The organism is Streptomyces diastatochromogenes (assembly GCF_002242805.1).
GTDB lineage: Bacteria > Actinomycetota > Actinomycetes > Streptomycetales > Streptomycetaceae > Streptomyces > Streptomyces diastatochromogenes.
The window spans coordinates 1-21,771 of sequence record NZ_MCGQ01000043.1; the positions used below are offsets into that span (position 1 = coordinate 1).

The window sequence follows — 21,771 nt, forward strand, 5'->3', positions numbered from 1 at the left end:
CAGAACCCTGACCGGACACACCAACACGGTGGGAGCGGTGGCATTCAGCCCTGACGGCCGCACCCTCGCCACCGGCAGCGACGACAACACAGCCCGCCTGTGGGACGTGACGACCGGCAAACCCCGCAGAACCCTGACCGGACACAACAGCTCGGTGTACTCGGTGGCGTTCAGCCCCGACGGCCGCACCCTCGCCACCGGCAGCGACGACAACACAGCCCGCCTGTGGGACGTGGCCACTGGCAAACCCCGCAGAACCCTGACCGGACACACCGACTCGGTGAATTCGGTGGCATTCAGCCCCGACGGCCGCACCCTCGCCACCGGCAGCTCCAGCAGTGCGGTGCGGTTGTGGGACGTGGCGACCGGCAAAACCCTCAGAGCCCTGAAGGGACACAACAACTCGGTGTACTCAGTGGCATTCAGCCCCGACGGCCGCACCCTCGCCACCGGCAGCGGGGACCACACGGAGCAGCTTTGGGACGTGGCCACCGGTGTGTCCCGCACAACCCTGATCGGGCACACCGACTCGGTGAATTCGGTGGCGTTCAGCCCCGACGGCCGCACCCTCGCCACCGGCAGCGACGACAGGACAGCGCGGCTGTGGGAGGTGGCCACCGGCCAAACCCTGATCGTTGACAAATCGGTGAGTTCGGTGGCATTCAGCCCCGACGGCCGCACCCTCGCCACCGGCAGCACCGACAACACGGCACGCCTGTGGGACCTGGCCACCGGCAAAACCCGCAGAACCCTGACCGGACACACCGACTCGGTGAACTCGGTGGCATTCAGCCCCGACGGCCGCACCCTCGCCACCGGCAGCACCGACAAGACCGCACGGCTGTGGGACGTGGCCACCGGAAAGACCCGCAGAACCCTGACCGGACACACCGACTCGGTGTATTCGGTGGCATTCAGCCCCGACGGCCGCACCCTCGCCACCGGCAGCTTCGACTACACCGCGCGCCTGTGGGACGTGACCACGGGCAAAACCCACAGAACCCTGACCGGACACACCAACACGGTGCTCGGGGTCGCGTTCAGTCCTGACGGCGGCACCCTCGTTACCGGCAGCACCGACAAGACAGCGCGCCTGTGGGACGTAGCGACCGGCAAACCCCGCAGGACCCTGGCCGGACACACCGACTCGGTGGAAACGGTGGCATTCAGCCCCGACGACCGCACCCTCGCCACCGGCAGCTTCGACTACACCGCGCGCCTGTGGGACGTGACCACCGGCAAAACCCGCAGAACCCTGATCGGACACACCAACACAGTGCTCGGGGTCGCGTTCAGTCCTGACGGCCGCACCCTCGCCACCGGCAGTTACGACACCACCGCGCGGTTGTGGGACGTGACGACCGGCAAAACGCGCACGACCCTGACCGGACACACCAACACGGTGGAAGCGGTGGCATTCAGCCCCGACGGCCGCACCCTCGCCACCGGCAGCACCGACAAGACCGCGCGGCTGTGGAATGTCGTTCTCCCACCACCCACAGCAGCAATCAAGAAGATCTGCCAGGCCATCAGCCGCGACCTCACCCCGGAGGAACGGACGGCGTACCTGCCGGGCCAGTCAGCCGGCCCCGTCTGCCGCTCGCACTGACGGCGGGTCCTCGCGAACCCGCCGCCAGTCACCCTTTCGGACTTACGGGCGCAGCGCAGGCTCCCTCTCCACGCCCCGCACATCCAGCTTCTGGTCATACCGAGCCAGCGGCTTCGCCGCAGACGGGTTCTTCTGGACCGCGGACGACGCAACCCCCGCCCACTCCAGAATCCGCGCCGTCGCCAGCGACTTCTCCTCGGCCACCAGCCCCGCCACGTTCGCCCCGTGGTTCAACCCGGGCGCCGTGAAGACGTACGAGTCGCGGGCGCCCGCGCCGAGGCGGAAGCGTTCCGAGCCCCAGGGGTCGTTCTGGCCGTAGACGAACAGCATGTGCTGCGCGTGGTGGCGGACCCACGTGTCCACGTCCCGCATCGCGAACGGCTGGAAGCGCATCGGGATGGAGCGGGGTACGAAGTTGCGCGGCGGCTGGTAGCCGTAGCGGATCAACTTCCGCTCGATGTACGGGAAGTGGATGGTGGGGGCGCCCAACTGCGTCCCCGCCTGGTAGTAGTACGGCGTGTACGTCTCCAGGCCCTGGTCGGTGTACGCCGAGAAGCCCGAGATCGTGTCCACCGAGTCCCAGATCGCCTCGTCCGTCGCGGTCGCCGCGTTCGCCGGGATCGAGGAGCAGTCGGACAGCAGGCTGTACTGCCAGAAGCCCCAGACGTAGTCGAGGACGACCGCCTCGTAGGCCTTGTCCAGGCCGCCGATGGTGTCGAAGGTGTAGTGGTTGTCGGCGGCGTAGGCGGCGTACTTCTTCTCCAGCGGCTCGCGGCGGACCAGGGCCTCACGCTGGACGGCGTTCAGGCGGTCCCGGCACTCCTTGGTGCCGACGCGCGCGAAGAAGCGGTCGTAGGCCGAGTCCTCGTTGTTCACGACGTCGTTGGGGGCGACGTAGGCGACCACGCCGTCCATGTCGTGGGGGTAGAAGCGCTCGTAGTAGGTGGCCGTCATGCCGCCCTTGGAGCCGCCGGTGGCCAGCCAGTTGGCGGAGTAGACCGGCTTCAGCGCCTCGTAGACGCGGTGCTGGTCGCTCGCCGCCTGCCAGATGTCCAGCTTGGACCAGTCGGCCGGGTCGGGGCGGGACGGCGTGAAGAAGCGGTACTCCAGGGAGACCTGGTTGCCGTCCACGATCTGGGTGGGCTCGCGGCGGGACGGGTTGGTGGAGACGTTGTAGCCGCTGGTGTAGAAGACCGTGGGGCGCGAGACGTCCTTGTGCAGCACGGTGATGCGCTGCTGGAAGGTGCCCCGGTCCGGGTGGCGGTGGTCCACCGGCTGGGTGTAGTTCAGGACGAAGTAGCGGTAGCCGGGGTACGGCTTCTCCTGGATCAGGCTCATGCCGGGTATGGACAGGAGCCGGTCCTTGATGTCGGTGGGCTCGGACTGTGCGGCGGTGGCCGCGCCCGCTGTGCTCAACGTGCCTATGAACACCGTGAGCGCCAGCAGCCATCTGAGCGCCTTGCGCATGCGCACTCTCCCCTGTGAGACAGATGTCCGCCGGAAGCTAGCGGATCAACTGCCGTCACACCAGGGGCGATTGGGCGGTCTTCGCGATCAGTTGAGATTTCAGCACAGGATCCAGCCAGAGCTGACCGATCCCCGGCCGACCACGCCCTTCACCCACACGCACCGCTGCCCGGCATGGACAGTCACCGGGCCCGCGTGGTGCTTGTAGCTGCCCTTGTCCACCACCGGCCGGTTGCCGCGGGCCTGCACGCTCACCGACATCACGCGCTTGACGCCGGGGTTCCGGGCGACGGTGACGGCGCAGACGTAGCCGTCGTGCTTGAAGACGTGCACGGTGCCGGTGCTGAAGGGCAGGGTCCGCACCTCGCGCCCGGCGCAGGAGCCGTCCGCCGAGGCGAAGGCGGTGCCGGGTACCGCGAGAGCGAGCCCGAGGGACCCGGCCAGGACGGCCGCGCCCATCGCCAGGCGCCTGCGTATCGCACCACTGTCCACTGTCGTCCTCCCCGTACCGCCGTCATGCGTGCCCGGTGACCGTACTGATGTACGGACGCATGAGGTGTGCCGGTGGTTGCATGACAGGAAGCAGAACGGGTCGAACGGCCTCAGTGTCTCAGTGCCTCAGCGGGAGACGCCCACCGGCTCCTCCGGCTCGGACTGGCCGACGAAGGTCCGCCACAGTGCGGCGTACCGGCCGCCGCGGGCGAGGAGTTCCTCGTGGGTGCCGTCCTCCGCCACCCGGCCGTGGTCCATGAGCACCACCCGGTCCGCGCGGGCGGCCGTGGTCAGCCGGTGGGCGACCACCAGCGTCGTACGGCGGCCCGCCAGGCGGTCGGTCGCCTGGTTCACCTGGGCCTCGGTGGCCAGGTCCAGGGCGGCCGTGGCCTCGTCGAGGAGGAGGACGTCGGGGTCGACCAGTTCGGCACGGGCGAGTGCGATCAGCTGGCGCTGGCCGGCCGAGAGGTTGCGGCCGCGCTCGGCGACCTCGTGGAGGTAGCCGCCGTCCAGGGTGGCGATCATGTCGTGCGCGCCGACCGCACGCGCCGCAGCCTCCACTTCGGCGTCGGTGGCGTCCGGGCGGCCGTAGGCGATGGCGTCGCGGATGGTGCCCTGGAAGAGGTACGCCTCCTGCGGGACCACACCGAGGCGGTGGCGGTACGAGGTCAGGTCCAGGGTCCGCAGATCCGTGCCGTCGGCCGTGACCCGGCCGGCGGTGGGGTCGTAGAACCGGGCCACCAGCTTGACCAGCGTCGACTTGCCGGCGCCCGTCTCGCCGACGAAGGCGACCGTCTGCCCGGCCGGGATCGTCAGGTCGATGCCGGTCAGGGCCTCCTCCTCGGCGCCGTACGCGAAGTGCACGTCCTCGAAGGCGATGTCGCCGCGCAGGGCGAGGACTTCGAGGGGTTCGTCGGCGGACTCGGTGGAGGTCGGCTCGCGCAGCAGTTCCTGGATGCGGCCCAGCGAGACCGTGGCCTGCTGGTAGCCGTCGAAGACCTGGGAGAGCTGCTGGACCGGGGCGAAGAACAGATCGATGTAGAGGAGGTAGGCGACCAGGGCGCCGGTGGTCAGCGTGGCCGCCTCGATGCGGCCCGCGCCCGCGATCAGGACGCCGGCCGCGGCCACCGACGACAGCAGCTGGACGAACGGGAAGTAGACGGATATCAGCCACTGGCCCCGGACACGGGCCTGGCGGTAGCTGTCGCTGCGCTCGGCGAACCGCCGCCCGCCGTCCCGCTCGCGCCGGAACGCCTGCACGATCCTGAGCCCGGCCACCGACTCCTGGAGATCGGCGTTGACCACCGACACCCGCTCACGGGCGAGTTCGTACGCCTTCACGCTCGCCCGGCGGAAGAAGAAGGTGGCGACGATCAGCGGGGGCAGGGTGGCGAAGACGACCAGGGCGAGCTGGACGTCGAGCACGAGCAGGACGCCCATGATGCCGAAGAAGGTGACGACCGAGACGAACGCCGTGACCAGGCCGGTCTGCAGGAAGGTCGACAGGGCGTCGACGTCCGTCGTCATCCGCGTCATGATCCGGCCGGTCAGCTCGCGCTCGTAGTAGTCCAGGCCGAGCCGCTGGAGCTGGGCGAAGATCTTCAGGCGCAGGGAGTACAGGACGCGCTCGCCGGTACGGCCGGTCATCCGGGTCTCGCCGATCTGCGCGACCCACTGCAGCAGCACGGTGAACAGGCCCAGCAGGGAGGCCGCCCACACCGCGCCGAGGGCCATCTTGGTGACGCCCTGGTCGATGCCGTGCCGGATCAGCACCGGCAGCAGCAGGCCCGCGCCCGCGTCCACGGCGACCAGCAGCAGGCTGACGAGCAGGGGCGCGCCGAAGCCGCGCAGCAGGCGCCGCAGGCCGTACGACTCCTCGGCGCGTACCGCGTGGGCCTCGTCGATGTCGGGGGTGTCGGTGGCCGGGGGCAGCGCGTCGACCTGGGCGAGGAGTTCGGGGGTGGCCGGGGTGCCGGACAGCGCCTGGTCCTTGGGCTCGCGGTCGCCGGTCCACAGCCGCGGGGTGACCCCGCGCTCGGCGTCGAACTCGGCGTCCAGCTCCTCGCGGACGGACATGTCCTCCTGCGGCAGGACGGGGCGGGCGTGGCCCGGGGAGACCCCGCCCAGTTCGTCCGGGTCGGTGAGCAGCCGGCGGTAGAGGGCGGAGCGGTCCTGGAGCTCCTCGTGCGTGCCGAGGTCGGCGAGCCGGCCGCCGTCCAGGACGGCGATGCGGTCGGCGAGGTTGAGGGTGGAGCGGCGGTGCGCGATGAGGAGGGTCGTACGGCCCTCCATGACGTGCTTCAGCGCCTCGTGGATCTCGTGCTCCACGCGGGCGTCCACGGCCGAGGTCGCGTCGTCCAGGACCAGCAGGCGCGGGTCGGTGAGCAGGGCGCGGGCGAGCGCGATGCGCTGGCGCTGGCCGCCGGAGAGGGTCAGGCCGTGCTCGCCGACCTTGGTGTCGTAGCCCTCGGGCAGCTCGGCGATGAAACGGTCCGCCTGGGCGGCGCGGGCGGCGGCCTCGATCTCCTCCTGGGTGGCGTCCGGGCGGCCGTAGGCGATGTTGCTGCGGACGGTGTCGGAGAAGAGGAACGAATCTTCGGGCACCAGTCCGATCGCCGCCCTGAGCGAGTCCAGGGTCAGCTCGCGCACGTCGTGGCCGCCGATCAGGACGGCGCCGTGGGTGACGTCGTAGAAGCGCGGCAGGAGCAGGGAGACGGTGGACTTGCCGGAGCCGGAGGAGCCGACGACGGCCAGGGTCTCCCCCGGCCGGATCTCGAAGCTGAGCCCTTCGAGCACGGGGCGCTCGTGTTCGTACCCGAACGAGACGTCGTCGAACTCGACGGTCGCCGGTGCGTCGGCCGACAGGGTCTTCGTGCCCTCCTTCAGGGTCGGCTCGGTGTCGATCAGCTCCAGGACGCGCTCGGTGCCCGCGCGGGCCTGCTGGCCGACGGTGAGGACCATGGCGAGCATGCGGACCGGGCCGACCAGCTGGGCGAGGTAGGTGGAGAAGGCCACGAAGGTGCCGAGGGTGATGTGCCCGCGGACCGCGAGCCATCCGCCGAGGGCCAGCATGGCGACCTGGCCCAGGGCCGGGACGGCCTGGAGGGCGGGCGTGAACCTGCTGTTCAGGCGTATGGTCCGCAGGCGTCCGGCGAACAGGCGGCGCCCGACCTCGCGCAGCTTCCCAGTCTCCTGCTCCTCCTGCCCGAAGCCCTTCACCACGCGTACGCCGCTCACGGCGCCGTCGACCACACCGGCCACGGCGGCGGCCTGGGCCTGGGCGTACCAGGTGGCGGGGTGGAGCTTGCTGCGGCTGTGCTTGGCGATCCAGCCGAGGGCCGGGGCCACGGCCAGGGCGACCAGGGTCAGCGGCAGCGACAGCCACGCCATGATCCCCAGGGAGATCACGAAGAGCAGGACGTTCCCGATGGTCATCGGGAGCATGAAGAGCAGGCCCTGGATCAGCTGGAGGTCGCTGGTGGCCCGGCCGACCACCTGGCCGGTGGACAGCTCGTCCTGGCGACGGCCGTCGAGGCGGGTGATCGTGCCGTATATCTCGGTCCGCATGTCGTACTGGACGTCGAGGGCGAGCCGGCCGCCGTAGTAGCGGCGGATGTAGGTGAGAGCGTAGACGAGGACGGCGGCGCCGAGCAGCGCGCCGGCCCACGGGGCCATGGAGCGGCTGTGGTCGCCGATGACGTCGTCGATGATCACCTTGGTGATCAGCGGGACCACGGCCATCACGGCCATGCCGCCCAGGGAGGCCCCGAGAGCGAGGACGACGTCCTTCGGATACCGCCAGGCGTAGCCCGCCAGCCGTCGTGCCCATCCCCGTTGCGCTGCCACGCCGGTGCCTTCCGTCAGACCTGCTCTTCCGGAAGACACCAACGTCAACAGGAGCGGATTTCATCCCTCCGCAACAAAACGAAGGCGGACATCGGACGTCAGACACGTACCCGCAGGTAATAGAACCGGGTCGTCTGGGCCGGGTTCTGGTTGTCGTCGCTCACCAGCAGGACCTTCAGGCGGCCGGTGTGGTCGCGTCCGGTGATCGTCATGCCCTCGATGTTGTCGAGGAGCGGGTTCGGCTGGGGCTGCTTGGCCGTGGCGCCGAGGGACGGGCAGGCGGCGATGTCCGTGAGCAAGGTCTTCTTGATCAGGCGGACGTCCGGCCGGCCAGTCAGGTTCTCGATGGTGCTGGTGTCGGTGGCGTGGCGGAGGTCCGCCTCGTAGAGGCGGACGGTGTTGCCGACACCCGCGGTGAAACCGCGCTCCAGGACGAGGAGGCGGCCGTCGGGGGTGGCCTGGACCTCGGGGACGCCGAGGCCGGCGTCGGTGCGGTAGGCGTACTGGGCGGCGAGCCGGAAGCGGCCGTGGTGGCGGGTCCAGGTCTGGAAGCGGACGATGCCGGCGGAGTCCCCGGAGATCGCGTACTCCATGGAGGCCAGCAGGGTGCGGCCGCCGGGCAGCAGGGTCAGGCCCTCGAAGGTCTGGTTGGCGGTGGCGCGGCCGGCCGGGGCGACCAGAAGGGAGGGCGGGACCGGGAGGCGGTCGAGGATCTTCCCGTCACGGGAGTAGCGGCGGACGGACGGCTCGGTCTCGGAGGAGATCAGCCGGGTGCCGTCCCGGTCGATGACGAGCCCCTCGGAGTCGAGGTCGGCGCCCTTCTCGTCGGCGAGGTGGACGGCCAAGGTCGGCTGGAGGGTCTTCGGGTCCAGGCCGAAGAGGGAGGACCGGTCCTCCAGCGCGGCAAGGGAGCCGTCGCGGTCCACCGCGAGTGCGGAGAAGTTGCCGACGAAGGTGCCCTGGTACGTCGTCTTGTCGAGCGCGTCGGAGAAGCGGTCGAGGGAGACGGTCGGCGAACAGGCGTTGCCGTCCGCCGGGTCGGCGGCACCGGCGGGCCCGGCGGCGGCCAGGCAGGTGGCCGCCGCCAGGCCGGCGGTGAGAGTGGCGAGTACGGTTCTCAGGCGCATGGGCGCCACCGTAGGTCGGTCCGGTGACCGGCGGGAGACCGTCTCGTGAAGCGTCGTCAGCCCCGCGTCATCCCCGCGTCAGCCCTGCGGGGGCACCGCGGGGAACGCCTCGCTCGGCGTGGACGTCGGCGTGTAGCGCAGCGAGGTGGCGGAGGACGTCGCCGGGACGAGGTTCTTGTGGATGGCCTTCGCCACGTTCTGGATGGTGGTGACGCCGTAGTCCATGGTGCTGTTGTCCCAGGTGAGCACCGTCATCATGTAGTCGTGGCCGCCGCCGTTGAAGGTGCCGACGCTGTGCACGCGCCAGCCGTGCGTGGAGCGCTGCAGCCAGCCGTTCTTGACGTGCACGGTGACCGTGGACGGCGCCCCGGCCGGCGTCCCCCAGCGCTGCGAGGAGATGACCTGGTTCATCAGCTTCAGGATGTACGCGCGGGAGTTGTCGCTCAGGACCGTGTTCTTGGCGGTGATGAGCTTGAGCAGCTTCTGCTCGTCGGTGACGTTGATCTGGGTCAGGCCCCAGTAGCCGTTCGCGCCCGGGACGGTCTTCGTCATTCCGGCGGCGCTCAGGAAGCCCTTGATCTTCGTCAGCCCCAGCTGCTTCCAGAGCGTGCTGGTCGCGCTGTTGTCCGACTTGGTGATCATGGCCTTGGCGAGCGTGGTCTCACGGTCGGTCAGATACCGGTTGTGCTTCTTCGCGTCCCACAGCAGCGTGGCGAGGACGGTGACCTTCACGACGCTCGCGGAGTCGTAGGCGGAGGTGGCCCGCAGCGTGCACGTGGTGTTGGTGGTGCGGTCGTAGACACCGATCGCGACGGTGCCCTTGCGGTTCGCCAGCGCCGCCGTGATGTCCTTCTGCAACTTGGTGGCGAGACCCGCCTTGCCGGACGTACAGCTGACGGCGGGGGTCGCGGCCGGGGCCGGGGTGGCGGCGGCCACGGTGGGTATGAGCACCCCGGCGCCGAGGGCTGCCGCAAGCACTCGGGCGTGTCGGGATATCCGGTGGGTCATGGAAGCTTCTCCCCCTTGAAACGACGTCGGGCGCACCCCGGCGCCTACTGAGGTGACTCGTCGGGGTGGCCGAAAGTTGTACGCATGTTCCCAGGGCGGGAGTTCGCGGGGGCGGGCGGGGGCAGAGATCCGGTCATGCCGGACGAGAAGGACAGCGAATTCAAGCGGTCGGGGCGGTTGTTCGCTGCGGTGGCGGTGTTGCGCCTCCTCGCCGATCCGCGCGGCTCCCTGCCCGGCCCGGAGGCGTTCACGGGGAAGGACAGCCCTGCCGAGCGGATCGACGACCTGAAGTCGGATCCGTACAACGCCCTACTGGAGGCACACAAACGGGGTGGAGAGTACGCGAAGGCGGCAACTGCCGTATTCCGCTCGATACCCGACTTCCTGGAGCGCGGCCTGATACCGAGCAAGACCATCGGCGAGCGCCCGCTCGCGGACTTCACGGCCGGGTACGAGGCCCAACTGGCCAAGTACAGGGAGGACCACAAGGGCGTACTGGACTAGACGGGACCTTTCGCCCTCTGTGATTTCACAGGCAACCGCCAGGTACGCCACAGCGCGCGCTCACACCGGCTCTGCACGCTGCTCCCGTGACATCTGCCACCGATCCCCTCCCCCACACGACGACCGTGACCGCCGGGCCGCCCGCGGCGGCGGTCCCGGCCGCCGCGCCGCGCTGGTCGCTGCCCGCCCTGATCGCGATCATGATCCTGGCGGCGGTGCTCTACTCCTGGAACCTCTCCGGCTCCAGCCTCAACAGCTTCTACAGCGCGGCCGTGCTCAGCGGTACGCAGAGCTGGAAGGCGTGGTTCTTCGGCTCGCTGGACGCGGGCAACTTCCTCACCGTCGACAAACCGCCCCTCGCGCTGATGGTCATGGGGCTGTCCTGCCGCGTCTTCGGCTTCGGGACGTGGCAGATGATGGCGCCGATGATCGTGGCCGCGCTGGCGACGATCTGGATCCTGCACACGTCCGTGAAGCGGGTGTGGGGACACGCGGCGGCCGCCCTGGCCGCGCTGGTCCTGGCGTTGACGCCCATCACCGTGGCCATCAACCGGGACAACAACCCCGACACGCTGCTGGTCCTGCTGATGGTCGGCGGCGCGGCCCTCGCCCTGCGCGCGGTGACGGGCGGCCGGCTGCTGCCGCTGCTCGGCTCGGCGGTCTGCTTCGGGCTCGCCTTCAACACCAAGATGCTGCAGGGCTACATCGCGCTGCCCGCGGTCTTCGCGGTGTACCTGTACGCGGCCCGGCTCCCGCTGGTGAAGCGGATCGTCAACCTGGCGCTCGCGGCCGTGGCGTTGGCGGTCTCCAGCTTCTGGTGGGCGGCGGCGGTCTCCCTCGTCCCGGCCTCCGAGCGGCCGTACATCGGCGGTTCGACGGACGGCACCGCCTGGAACCTGATCATGGGCTACAACGGCCTCGGCCGGGTCCTCGGCGGCGAGGGCAACGGCGGAGGCGGGGGCGGTGGAGGCGGCGGTTTCTCCGGATCCGCGGGCCTGGGCCGGATGTTCAACGACATCCTCGGCGGGCAGATCTCCTGGCTGCTGCCCTTCTCGGCGGTCGCGCTGGTCGCCGGCCTGATCCTGTGCGGCCGCGCCCCGCGCACCGACCTCACCCGCGCCGCGCTGGTGCTGTGGGGCGGCTGGACCGTGCTGCACTTCCTGACCTTCAGCATGGCCGAGGGCACCATGCACCCGTACTACACGACCGCGCTCGCGCCCGGCATCGCGGTGCTGTGCGGGGGCGGCGGCGTGATGCTGCTGCGTGCGTTCCGGGACGACAAGCGGTGGGCGTGGGTACTCCCGGCCGCCCTGGCCGTGACCGGCATCTGGGCGATCGTGCTGCTGCGCCGGGCCTCCGGCTGGAACACCTGGCTGTGGCCGGTGATCGGTGTGGTCATGGCGGCGGCGATCGTGGGCCTGTTCGTCTTCCGCGACGGCAACCGGGTGCGACTGCTGGCGGCTTCCCTCGCCGCGGCGGTCGTCGCTGCGGTGGCCGGTCCGGCGGCGTACGCCTGGTCGGTGCCGGCGGGGTCGGGCGGCGGCCGCATGGGCGGTACGAACCCGACGGCCGGGCCGTCGACGGGGAGCGGCTTCGGCGGCGGGCCGGGCGGCGGCGACCGGGGCGGCTTCGGGGGCGCGGCCGGCGGTCCCGGCAACGGCGAGCTGCCGGGCGGCACCCAGCAGGGCGGCCAGGCGGGCGGCGGCTTCCCCGGCGGCGGGAACGGTGAGTTGCCGGGTGCCCCGAGCGGGCAGAACGGCCAGACCGGCGAGGCTCCTGGGGGCAACGGCCAGATGGGCGGTACGCCCCCGGGCGGCACCGGCACCAACGGCGGTACGGCCGAGGGCGGCACCCGGCAGGGCGGACTGCCCGGCGGGAACGGCGACTTCGGCGGTGGCGGCATGGGCGGCGGGCCCGGCGGCGGCATGGGCGGGGCCGACAGCGAGCTGATCTCGTACCTGAAGAAGCACCAGGACGGCGCCAAGTGGCTGCTGGCGGTGTCCAACTCGCAGAGCGCCGCGCAGATCGAGCTGAGCAGCAACGTGCCCGTCATCTCGATGTGGGGCTTCACCGGCACCGACAACGCGATGACCGTCGCCAAGCTCAAGGAGCTGGTGAAGAAGGGCGAGCTGCACTACATCCAGATCGGCAGCGGCGGCGGCATGGGTGGCGGGCCCGGCGGTGGCAACAGCCTCAGCACCGAGGTGTCGAACTGGGTGAAGAAGCACGGTACGGCGGTGAAGGAGAGCGCGTACAGCAAGAGTTCGAGCACGTCGAAGTCGTCTTCGGGCGCTTCGGGCTCCTCGTCCTCCTCGTCCTCTTCTTCGTCGCAGAGCAACAGCTCGTCGCTCTACCGTCTGGACCCGTCGGACGTCAGCTGACACAACTCGCTCGAGAACGGCCCCCGATCACCGGATCGGGGGCCGTTTGTCGTGTTCCTTCACCTGATGGAAACGTCCCGCTCATTGCACAGACTGCATGTCCATGCCACGCTCCCGGTTGCCGCCTCCATTCAACCCGCGTAGAACGGACCCCACATGATGCTGGCGACACCCCCGCGCCGCTGGAAGGCACTGGCGCTGACCACAGCAGCCGTGCTGGTCGGCCTCGCCGCCCCCACCCTGACCGCGTCCCCGGCCCAGGCGACGACGACCGCGTACGACTCGACGTACTACAAGAACGCCGTCGGCAAGACCGGTACGAGCCTGAAGTCGTCCCTGCACACGATCATCAGCTCGGGTGTGACGAAGCTGTCGTACTCGGCGCTCTGGGACGCCCTGAAGAACACGGACCAGGACCCCAACAACAGCGGCAACGTGATCCTGCTGTACTCGGGCATCTCCCGCAGCAAGTCGCTCAACGGCGGTGACAGCGGCGACTGGAACCGTGAGCACGTCTGGGCGATCTCGCACGGCGACCTCACCACCTCGACCGGCCCCGGCACCGACCTGCACCACATCCGCCCCGAGGACGTCGCGGTCAACGCCAAGCGCGGCAACCTCGACTTCGACGAGGGCGGCAGCACGTTCACCAACAGCGGTGGCAGCAAGGCCGACTCCGACTCCTTCGAGCCGCGCGACGCGGTCAAGGGTGACGTCGCCCGCATGATCCTCTACATGGCGGTCCGCTACGAGGGCGGCGACGGCTTCGCCGACCTCGAACCCGACGACAAGGTCGGCAACGGCAGCAACCCCTACATAGGCAAGCTGTCGATCCTGAAGAAGTGGAACGACGAGGACCCGCCGGACGCCTTCGAGGAGCGCCGCAACCAGGTCATCTACGACTCCTACCAGCACAACCGCAACCCGTTCATCGATCACCCGGAGTGGGTCGACGAGATCTGGTAGGCGGGAGGAGCCGGCACGGAGCGGGCACCGGTCGTACTAGTTCCACTAGTTCTACTTCTTCGCCCACACCGGTGATGTCGATCTTGGGCCCGGGCGTGTCCCCGATCCGGAACAGGAGCATGGCGATGCCTCGGCACCACGACCGAGGCATCCCAACTCCCCTTTCTGGAGAGGCCCGTGAAGATTCGCTCCTGGTCCCTGGCCGCCGCTCTCGCCCTGACCACCCTCCTCCTGCCCGCCCAGACCGCCTCGGCCCAGGCCGCCGCGCCGCCCTGTCCCGACGGCTCGGTGTGCTTCTGGAGCGGGGAGGGCTTCGGCGGGGACTACTGGGAGTGGACGGCCCGCAGCGGCTACCGCGACATGCCGCCCAACCTCCACGACAACGTGGGCTCCTTCGTCGCCAACACCCGGGCCTGCTTCATCAACTGGGACCCGGTGGAGAAGCGGGACGTCTTCAACGGCGACTGGCGCTCCCAGTACTCCGGCGACTTCGGCGGGCGGATCGACGGGGTGGGCACGGGCGCCTGCTGACCCCGGGCCGTTGCGGACCTGCGTGGCATGCTGATCCGCATGGCTCAAGACCCGTACAGCCGTTGGTCCTTCGAGGCGGCGCGCGAGCCCGCCCGGTTCGGGGCCGGTGAGGTCGACGGCGTTCCCGGCACGGAACACGCCGTGGACGCCGACGGGACGCTGTGCGGCATTCCGGAGCAGCGGATCGTCCGTTACCGGCACCTGTTCGTCGCCCACGGCCGCCACGCCTGCCCGGAGTGCCGTCGGCAGGTGGCGGCGGCCCCGTCACAGGCGTCCGCGCAGGAACGCCTGCACGACAGGGTGGTGGCAGCCGCCCCGGGAAGCACCCGTGACGACCTGCTCTCCGCGCTGCGCACCGGCGCGAAGGTCGTGCGGTGGATCGACGGTCCGTCCGCGGGCCTGGCGCAGTACTACGTGAAGCTCGACGAGCTGCGCGACGGTGCGGAGGCCGTCGCGCAGGCGCTCGGCGCCGCCGAGTCGGTCGGTCTGGCGCAGGTCGACGACGGTCCCTGGCGGTTCACCGTCGTCCTGCCGCACGACGGTGGCCGCCCGGTCGTCGCCCGAGGACCGCAACGGCCGTAGCTGACCCCGGCGTTCGTCCCCATCCCCTCGGCCCGAGGTAGGGTCGGCGCGACGCCCGCGACCCTGACCAGGTCGTCGGAGCGCGCGCCGCCGACGAAAGCGGGGGCGCTTCACGGGGGGAGTGCTGCAAAGCTGTGTTCGAAGCTGTCTTCGGCGACGACATGTGGTTCCTGGCCGGGCTCACTGTCGTCGCCCTCGTCGTAGGGGTGACCGCGTGGGCTGCGGCCCGTCGCCGCGAGGTGGATCACGCCGTCTGGTGGCTGCCGCTGACGTTCTGCCTGACCGGTGTCCTCGGTGTCACCCTCGCGCTGCGGGGCGGTGAGGCGGGACGGGCCGAGTGTGTGATCAACCATGAGATCACCGAGCCGCTGCACACCACGCAGGGTCTGTGGAATCTGGCGATGTTCGTCCCGCTGGGCCTGTTCGGTGTCCTGGCACTGCGGCGTCCGCTTCCGGTGCTCGTCGGTGTCCTCGCGCTGCCCTGTCTCATCGAACTCGCCCAGGCCCTGGCCCCGTTCGTGAGCGGTATCTGCGACAGCGCGGATGTGGAGATGAACGTCGGTGGGGGCGTCCTGGGCGTGGCCGCCGGGCTGGTGCTGGTGCGCGGCCGCGTCGCGTGGCGTTCGTGGGCCAGGCCCACGCTGATCGTGGCCGGGGCGCTCGCCGTGGCCGGGCCCGCCGTCTTCCAGACCGCGATCACCGCGTACCACGTGGACGGTTCCAGCGTGCGTGACGCACACGGCGACGAGCGGGAGGCCGCCGAGCGCGTCATCCGTCAGGCCTTCGGCGACCGGTACCCCGTCGGATCCGTGCGCATCAGCCCCGGCATCGACGGCTACAACGGCTGGATGTCGATACAGATCGCGGACGGCTTCCCCGCTGAGCTGATGTGGCCCGGCGGACGCCACCTGACCGTGGACTTCGAGGACTCCCCGCACCCGGCGCGGTCGGGCTTCCCCGTCCCCGGCGCCACCGCACCCCACGACACCCAGGACGCGTACCGCATCGCCCACTCCTACATGACCTCCCACTACCCGTGGGCCGAGTCAGCCTCCTGGCACGACACTCGACCCGTCGGCAGCAAAGCCGAGTCCGGGTGGCTCACGTCATGGCGCTTCAAGGAGCGCGGGGTGGCGATGCCACGCAGCCTCGACGTGCGGATCAACCGCTCCGGCCGCGTCTCCCAGCTGCTGGTCGACTTCGGCCCCAAGCAGGTCGAGCTTCCCGCCCGGCTGATCTCGGCGCAGCAGGCCGAGGAGATCGTCCGCAAGGAGCAGAAGAAGAGCGGTGCCGATCTCAGCCGGCTGAGGATCCACGCCGACACCCTGAGAACCGAACGCGCCAAGGGCTGGCAGGGCCCCTGGCGCGTGGTGTGGTCCGTCCGCGTCACCGACCACCGATGCACACCCCACGGATCCGGCGCCGCCAACGGCTGCGAGCCGTACGACACGGTCCTGGACGCCGGCACCGGAGAGATCTACGGGTAATGAGGCGCCGTATGCCACGCTCCCCTCATGGCTGACGCGGACGACAACCGGCGGTACGTCTTCCTCGACCCGGACGGCACGGGCTCGGACCAGGGATGGGCGTTCGTCATCGTCGCGGCGAAGACCGGGGTGGTCTACGAGGTGCAGGGAGGCGGGGTCGGCTGTGTCCAGTACGCGCAGGAGGGCTACCTCATCCCCCTCTTCGGGCGGGGTCTCGACGAGGAGCTGAAGGAGATCTTCGTCGGCGAGCTGAAGAGGCAGGGCGCCAGGCAGTTGGACTGGCCGGTCGAGTTGCTCGACCGGCTCAGGGCCGCTGTCGCCTTCCACCTCTACGGCTCCGCGAACCGGCACGACCTGTTCCCCACCCCGCTGGCCCTCGACGAGACCCGCCTCGCCGAGATCGACGAGGCATGGGTTCCGGTCGTGACGCCTGACGGTCCGGGGGTGCTGGTCTGGGAGAACTCCGACTAGGCGGAGTAGGCGTCCTGGCCCAGATGCGTCGGCGCGAACATCCGCAGGACCGCCGGGAGTACGACCACCGACGGGCCGGGGGCCGACAGGGCCTTCGCCAGATCCTCCTCCAGAGTCTCCGGAGTCGTACGAACCCCGGGGACGCCGAAGGACTCGGCGAGGGCCACGTAGTCCGGCCGCGTGAGTTCCGTGGCCGTTGCCTGGCCGAAGGCGTCCGTCATGTACTCGCGGAGGATGCCGTAGCCGCCGTCGTCGACGATCAGCCAGGTGACCGGGAGGTCGTACTGGCGTGCCGTCGCCAGCTCGGCGATGGAGTACAGGGCTCCGCCGTCGCCCGAGACGGCCAGGACCGGGCGGGTGGGGTCCGCGGCGGCCGCGCCGAGGGCCGCCGGGAAGCCGTAGCCGAGGCCGCCGGCGCCCTGGGCGGAGTGCATGGTGTTCGCGCCGTGGGGGTCGAAGGCCGACCAGGCCCAGTACGCCAGGATCGTCATGTCCCAGCAGGAGGGGGAGCCGGCGGGGAGTGCGCGCCGGACCGAGGCCAACACGTCCTGTTCCAGGGTGAGTTCCTGGGAGGCTATGCGGTCGGCGACCTTCGCCAGCAGCTCCCGTACCCGCTCCGGTGCCGACTCGTCCGTGCGTTCCTCCACCGTCTCCAGCAGGGCCTGGAGGGCCAGGCGGGCGTCCGCGTGGATGCCGAGGGCCGGGTGGTTGGACTCCAGCTTGCCGAGGTCGGCCTCGACCTGGATGACGCGGCCCCGGGGCTTGAACGTGTGGTAGTTGGAGGAGAGTTCGCCCAGGCCCGAGCCGACCACCAGGAGGACGTCCGCGTCCTCCAGGAAGTCCGTGGTGTGGCGGTCCTCCAGCCAGGACTGGAGGGAGAGGGGGTGCGTCCAGGGGAAGGCACCCTTGCCGCCGAACGTGGTGACCACGGGGGCGTCGAGCTTCTCGGCCAGCTGCAGCAGCTTCCCCGAGGCGTCCGAGCGTACGACTCCGCCGCCCGCGATGATCGCCGGGCGGGCGGCGCGGGACAGCAGGTCCGCCGCCACCGCCGTGAGTTCGGGGCGCGGGACCAGGTCGTCCGGGGTCGCGTCCATCGCCGTCACCACCGGCAACGACGTCTCCGCCAGCAGCACGTCCTGCGGGATCTCCACCCACACCGGGCCGTGCGGGGCCGTCAGGGCCGACTGCCAGGCCGCCGCGATGGCCGAGGGGATCTGGGACTGGGTGCGGACCGTGTGGACCGACTTGACGACGCCCCGGAAGGAGGCGGACTGGTCGGGGAGTTCGTGCAGGTAGCCGTGGCGGCCGCCGCCCAGGCCCGCCGTCGGGATCTGGCTGCTGATCGCCAGGACGGGGGCGGAAGCGGCGGCGGCTTCCTGCAGCGCGGCCAGCGAGGTCAGCGCGCCCGGGCCCGTCGACAGCAGCAGCGGAGCCGCCTCACCGGTGATCCTGCCGTACGCGTCCGCCGCGAAGCCCGCGTTGTTCTCCACCCGCAGGCCGATGTAGCGGAGCGCCGAGCGGCGCAGGGCGTCGAACATGCCGAGGGCGTGCTGGCCGGGCAGGCCGAAGACGGTGGTCGCGCCGAGCCCGGCCAGGGTTTCCACGACCAGGTCTCCGCCGTTGCGCCCGGGGGGCGGGTTCAGCGCGGTCGAGATCTGTGCCGCCGTCGGGCGGAGTACCAGGTCGTGGTCGTGAGTCACTGCGCTTACGCGTCCTTCCGGGCCGCCGCGATCTGGCGGCTCATGATGGTGGTCAGTTCGTACGCCGTGTGGGAGGCCGCCACCGACGTGATCTCCGCGTGGTCGTACGCGGGAGCCACCTCGACGACGTCCGCCGACACCAGGTTGCACGATGCCAGCCCCCGCAGGATCTCGAGGAGTTCGCGGGAGGTCATACCGCCGGCCTCGGGGGTGCCGGTGCCGGGCGCGTGGGCCGGGTCGAGGCAGTCGATGTCGATGGAGATGTACAGCGGGCGGTCCCCGATGCGCTGGCGCAGCTGGTCGGCGACCTCGTCGGCGCCGCGGCGGTAGATGTCCGCGGAGGTGACGATGCCGAAGCCCATCTTCTCGTCGTCGGTGAGGTCCTGCTTGCCGTACAGCGGGCCGCGGGTACCGACGTGGGACAGCGCCGAGGTGTCGAGGATGCCCTCCTCGACCGCGCGGCGGAACGGGGTGCCGTGCGTGTACTCGGCGCCGAAGTAGGTGTCCCAGGTGTCCAGGTGCGCGTCGAAGTGGAGCAGGGCCACCGGGCCGTGCTTCTTCGCGACCGAGCGCAGGAGGGGCAGCGCGATGGTGTGGTCGCCGCCCAGGGTCATCAGGCGGGCGCCGGTGCCGAGGAGGTCGTCGGCGGCGGCCTCGATGGTCTCCACGGCCTCGTTGATGTTGAACGGGTTGACGGCGATGTCGCCGCCGTCCGCGACCTGGGCGAGCGCGAACGGCGACGCGTCCTGCGCCGGGTTGTACGGGCGCAGCAGCCGGGACGCCTCGCGGATGGCGTTGCCGCCGAAGCGGGCGCCCGGCCGGTACGAGACGCCGGAGTCGAACGGCACACCCACGACGGCGACGTCGGCGGTGCCGACCTCGTCCAGGCGGGGCAGCCGGGCGAAGGTCGCGGGTCCGGCGTACCGCGGGATGCGGGAGGAGTCGACGGGGCCGCGGGGCGTCTCGTTGCTGCTCATAGTGAAATGCCTTCTTTCTTGCGCTTCGTCGCGCATGTACTGCTTTCCCTATGACTCTACTGGTGAGCCGGGACCGGTTCGGACGCGAGTTCGGGGGACCGTCCCGCCAGGCGCTCGCGCCAGGTGGTGAGGACGGCCTCGTCGGTGGGCCTGGTCGCCAGGGAAACGGCGACGTAGGCGGCGAGGGAGGCGAGCAGGCCGTAGTAGACGGGCTCGTTGGCGAGGATGCCGTAGCCCGCCATCAGGCCGATCACGGCGAGGCCGCCGACGATCACGGAGGCCAGCGCGCCCTGCACGGTGCCGCGCTTCCACAGCAGGCCGCCGAGGATCGGGACGAGCAGGCCGCCGACCAGGAGGTTGTAGGCGACGGTCAGGGCCTCGACGACGTTGTTCAGCGCGATCGCGGTGCCGATCACCGCGACGCCCATGACCAGGATGAAGACGCGGTTGCCCTTGACCTCGTCGTGCTCGTCGCCGTCCCGGCGCACCGCGCCCCGCAGCCGGGACCAGATGTCGTTGTTGGCGACCGTGGCGCAGGCGATCAGGGCGCCGGAGGACGTCGACATCACGGCGGCGAGGGCGGCGGCCAGCACCAGACCGCGCACACCGATGGGCAGCTCGTCCTTGACGATGGTCGCGAAGGCGTCGTCGGGGCTGCCGAGCTTGGGGTAGAGGACCTTGGCGGCCGTGCCGATGACGGCACCGGCGAGGGCGTAGGCCAGACAGTAGGTGCCGGCCACCGTGCCGCCCCACTTCGCCGTCCGGTCGCCGCGGGCGGTGAACACGCGCTGCCAGATGTCCTGGCCGATCAGCATGCCGAAGGTGTAGATCAGCACGTAGGTGAAGATCGTCTCGCCGCCGATGCCCAGCGGGTCGAAGTACGACGTGGGCAGCTTGGCCTTCATCTCGGAGAAGCCGCCGGCCTTGACCACCGCGATGGGCAGCAGCAGGAGCAGCACGCCGATCGTCTTGACGACGAACTGCACCATGTCGGTCAGCGTGATGGACCACATGCCGCCGAGCGTCGAGTACGCGACGACGATCGAGCCGCCGAGGATGATCGCGACCGTGCGGTTCATGTCGAAGAGCACGTCGAAGATGGTGGCGTAGGCGATGGTCGAGGTGACGGCGAGCATCAGGGTGTACGCCCACATGACCACACCGGAGATGACACCGGCCCGGCCGCCGTAGCGCAGGTCCAGCATCTCGGAGACGGTGTAGACCTTCAGGCGGGCGATGCGCGCGGAGAAGAAGACCGACAGGGCCAGCAGGCCGAGGCCGATGGTGAAGACCATCCAGGCGCCGGAGAGGCCGTACTGGTAGCCGAGGCCGACGCCGCCGATGGTGGACGCGCCGCCGAGGACGATCGCGGCCATGGTGCCGGAGTACATGGCGGGGCCGAGGCGGCGGCCGGCCACCAGGAACTCGCTCTTCGACTTGGCGCGGCGCATGCCCCACCAGCCCATGGCCAGCATCCCGGCCAGGTAGACGACGATCACTGTGTAGTCGACGGCCATGTGGGGCCCTCCTTCGCGCACGGTCGGTGGCGTGTCGTGCAGAGACGTATGGGGGTTCCTGAGAGGAGCGCCGGCAGCTGATCGCGGGGACATCCGCCCGTACCCGCGGCTGCCGTGCTGACTTGACACTAGGTGGCCGGAAAGCGACTGCGAAGTGTACGTTTCATCCATACGAACGGGGCGGGATGGAGGAAACGCACACCATGCCGGAGACGATCACCCCAGCCGTCCCACCGACCCCACCGGTCCCGCTCTCGGCCCTGCTGGCCCGCGAGGACCTGGCCCTGCGGCAGATCGCGGGCCCCTCGGACCCGGACATCGTGATCCACTGGGCGCACACCTCGGAGATGGCCGACCCGTACCCGTATCTGCTGGGCGGCGAGCTGCTGCTCACGGCCGGGGTGCACATCCCGGAGGCGGCGGGCTCGGGGACCTACTTCGACGACTACGTCTCCCGGATCGTGGCCGCGGGCGGGGCGGCCCTCGGCTTCGGTCTGGCACCCGTGCACGACACGGTCCCGCGCGCCCTGGTCGCCGCCTGCGACGCCTACGGCCTCCCCCTCCTGGAGGTCCCGCCGCAGACGACCTTCTCGGGCGTGGCCCGCGCGGTCTGGCAACTGATGGCCCAGGCCCGCCTGGCCGAACTCCGCCGCGTCACGGAAGCTCAGCAGAGCCTCGCCGCCGCGGCCTCCCGCCCCGACCCGATCCCCTCGGTCCTACGCCAACTCGCCCAACGCCTTGGCGGCCACGCGATCCTCTACGGCCCCGACGGCACGGAGATCGCGGGGGCGGGCCGNNGAGATCGCGGGGGCGGGCCGGGAGCCGGCGGAGGGGGTCCGGCAGGCCCTGGCGGGACTGGCGGGGGTGGTACGGCCGACGGGCCGGGGAACTCCCGGGCCGGAGCACGAGCCGGACGGCACCCTCGCGGCCGCACACCCGACCCGCACCGACGCCACCCTCACCGCCCCCGGCTCCCGTCCCACAGCCACCCCCTCCTCGTCCTCCACCGCCACCACCCCGAAAGTTCCCACCACCACCCCGAAAGCCGCCGCAACCGCCACCACGCCGAAGGCTCCCGCCACCCCCGCCACCCGACCCGCCCCCAC

The 21,771-nt window shown here is 70.6% G+C and carries 17 protein-coding genes; 9 read left to right on the forward strand and 8 right to left on the reverse strand.

The genetic code is table 11. The annotated features are described in order from the left end of the window. The coding region (locus tag BEK98_RS38440; protein ID WP_244202162.1) for a WD40 repeat domain-containing protein at window positions 1-1,609 on the forward strand (1,609 nt) is incomplete at its 5' end. A 42-nt stretch (window positions 1,610-1,651) separates the two neighbouring features. Here the strand turns inward: BEK98_RS38440 and BEK98_RS38445 are convergent. The 5 genes from BEK98_RS38445 to BEK98_RS38465 all read right to left on the reverse strand — a co-directional run bounded on the left by BEK98_RS38445 (window position 1,652) and on the right by BEK98_RS38465 (window position 9,549). Then, window positions 1,652-3,076 carry a S28 family serine protease gene (locus BEK98_RS38445; protein WP_094221404.1) on the reverse strand — a complete coding sequence of 475 codons (1,425 nt, stop codon included), beginning with the start codon at window positions 3,074-3,076 and terminating at the stop codon, window positions 1,652-1,654. A gap of 99 nt (window positions 3,077-3,175) precedes the next feature. Further along, window positions 3,176-3,568, reverse strand: a complete 393-nt coding sequence (locus BEK98_RS38450; protein WP_094221405.1) for a hypothetical protein — start codon at window positions 3,566-3,568, stop codon at window positions 3,176-3,178. Between the two features lie 126 nt (window positions 3,569-3,694). Beyond that, entirely contained in the window at window positions 3,695-7,414 is a 3,720-nt protein-coding gene (locus tag BEK98_RS38455) for an ABC transporter ATP-binding protein (RefSeq protein WP_094221406.1), read from the reverse strand. A gap of 98 nt (window positions 7,415-7,512) precedes the next feature. Further along, window positions 7,513-8,541 carry an esterase-like activity of phytase family protein gene (locus BEK98_RS38460; RefSeq protein ID WP_094221407.1) on the reverse strand — a complete coding sequence of 343 codons (1,029 nt, stop codon included), beginning with the start codon at window positions 8,539-8,541 and terminating at the stop codon, window positions 7,513-7,515. Window positions 8,542-8,619: 78 nt separating this feature from the next. After that, window positions 8,620-9,549: a serine hydrolase gene (locus BEK98_RS38465; protein WP_094221408.1), complete on the reverse strand. Its 930-nt coding sequence runs from the start codon at window positions 9,547-9,549 to the stop codon at window positions 8,620-8,622. Window positions 9,550-9,633: 84 nt separating this feature from the next. Here BEK98_RS38465 and BEK98_RS38470 point away from each other — a divergent pair, with 84 nt between their 5' ends. The 7 genes from BEK98_RS38470 to BEK98_RS38500 all read left to right on the forward strand — a co-directional run bounded on the left by BEK98_RS38470 (window position 9,634) and on the right by BEK98_RS38500 (window position 16,471). Then, window positions 9,634-10,053, forward strand: coding sequence for a hypothetical protein (locus BEK98_RS38470; protein ID WP_143684217.1), 420 nt, complete (start codon window positions 9,634-9,636; stop codon window positions 10,051-10,053). 86 nt (window positions 10,054-10,139) lie between these two features. After that, a complete protein-coding gene (locus BEK98_RS38475; protein ID WP_094221410.1) occupies window positions 10,140-12,434 on the forward strand; it encodes an ArnT family glycosyltransferase in 2,295 nt (764 codons plus the stop codon). Between the two features lie 159 nt (window positions 12,435-12,593). Then, window positions 12,594-13,400, forward strand: a complete 807-nt coding sequence (locus BEK98_RS38480) for an endonuclease (RefSeq protein WP_094221418.1) — start codon at window positions 12,594-12,596, stop codon at window positions 13,398-13,400. A gap of 177 nt (window positions 13,401-13,577) precedes the next feature. Further along, window positions 13,578-13,931 carry a peptidase inhibitor family I36 protein gene (locus BEK98_RS38485; RefSeq protein ID WP_094221411.1) on the forward strand — a complete coding sequence of 118 codons (354 nt, stop codon included), beginning with the start codon at window positions 13,578-13,580 and terminating at the stop codon, window positions 13,929-13,931. Window positions 13,932-13,970: 39 nt separating this feature from the next. After that, window positions 13,971-14,513: a hypothetical protein gene (locus tag BEK98_RS38490; protein ID WP_143684218.1), complete on the forward strand. Its 543-nt coding sequence runs from the start codon at window positions 13,971-13,973 to the stop codon at window positions 14,511-14,513. Window positions 14,514-14,647: 134 nt separating this feature from the next. After that, entirely contained in the window at window positions 14,648-16,000 is a 1,353-nt protein-coding gene (locus tag BEK98_RS38495; RefSeq protein ID WP_244202163.1) for a VanZ family protein, read from the forward strand. A 27-nt stretch (window positions 16,001-16,027) separates the two neighbouring features. After that, a complete protein-coding gene (locus BEK98_RS38500) occupies window positions 16,028-16,471 on the forward strand; it encodes a DUF6210 family protein (RefSeq protein WP_094221413.1) in 444 nt (147 codons plus the stop codon). Here BEK98_RS38500 and BEK98_RS38505 read toward each other — a convergent pair. The 3 genes from BEK98_RS38505 to BEK98_RS38515 are packed head-to-tail and all read right to left on the reverse strand — an operon-like array spanning window position 16,468 to window position 20,665. After that, on the reverse strand, window positions 16,468-18,171 hold the full coding sequence (locus tag BEK98_RS38505; RefSeq protein ID WP_094221414.1) for a thiamine pyrophosphate-binding protein: 1,704 nt from the start codon (window positions 18,169-18,171) through the stop codon (window positions 16,468-16,470). The two genes, BEK98_RS38500 and BEK98_RS38505, sit on opposite strands and share 4 nt — an antisense overlap. Before the next feature lie 5 nt (window positions 18,172-18,176). Continuing rightward, entirely contained in the window at window positions 18,177-19,148 is a 972-nt protein-coding gene (gene speB / locus BEK98_RS38510) for an agmatinase (RefSeq protein ID WP_094221415.1), read from the reverse strand. A 56-nt stretch (window positions 19,149-19,204) separates the two neighbouring features. Continuing rightward, entirely contained in the window at window positions 19,205-20,665 is a 1,461-nt protein-coding gene (locus tag BEK98_RS38515; RefSeq protein ID WP_094221416.1) for a sodium:solute symporter family protein, read from the reverse strand. Window positions 20,666-20,868: 203 nt separating this feature from the next. Here BEK98_RS38515 and BEK98_RS38520 point away from each other — a divergent pair. Then, the coding region (locus BEK98_RS38520; RefSeq protein WP_208643357.1) for a PucR family transcriptional regulator ligand-binding domain-containing protein at window positions 20,869-21,461 on the forward strand (593 nt) is incomplete at its 3' end. Window positions 21,462-21,771: the final 310 nt, after the last annotated feature.

Excerpts from the sequence above, each read along its gene's own strand:
- BEK98_RS38490 (WP_143684218.1), top strand. The coding sequence starts at position 13,971 with ATGGCTCAAGACCCGTACAGCCGTTGGTCCTTCGAGGCGGCGCGCGAG.
- BEK98_RS38515 (WP_094221416.1), bottom strand. The coding sequence starts at position 20,665 with ATGGCCGTCGACTACACAGTGATCGTCGTCTACCTGGCCGGGATGCTG.
- BEK98_RS38480 (WP_094221418.1), top strand. The coding sequence starts at position 12,594 with ATGCTGGCGACACCCCCGCGCCGCTGGAAGGCACTGGCGCTGACCACA.
- BEK98_RS38465 (WP_094221408.1), bottom strand. The coding sequence starts at position 9,549 with ATGACCCACCGGATATCCCGACACGCCCGAGTGCTTGCGGCAGCCCTC.
- BEK98_RS38460 (WP_094221407.1), bottom strand. The coding sequence starts at position 8,541 with ATGCGCCTGAGAACCGTACTCGCCACTCTCACCGCCGGCCTGGCGGCG.
- speB (WP_094221415.1), bottom strand. The coding sequence starts at position 19,148 with ATGAGCAGCAACGAGACGCCCCGCGGCCCCGTCGACTCCTCCCGCATC.
- BEK98_RS38445 (WP_094221404.1), bottom strand. The coding sequence starts at position 3,076 with ATGCGCAAGGCGCTCAGATGGCTGCTGGCGCTCACGGTGTTCATAGGC.
- BEK98_RS38470 (WP_143684217.1), top strand. The coding sequence starts at position 9,634 with ATGTTCCCAGGGCGGGAGTTCGCGGGGGCGGGCGGGGGCAGAGATCCG.
- BEK98_RS38500 (WP_094221413.1), top strand. The coding sequence starts at position 16,028 with ATGGCTGACGCGGACGACAACCGGCGGTACGTCTTCCTCGACCCGGAC.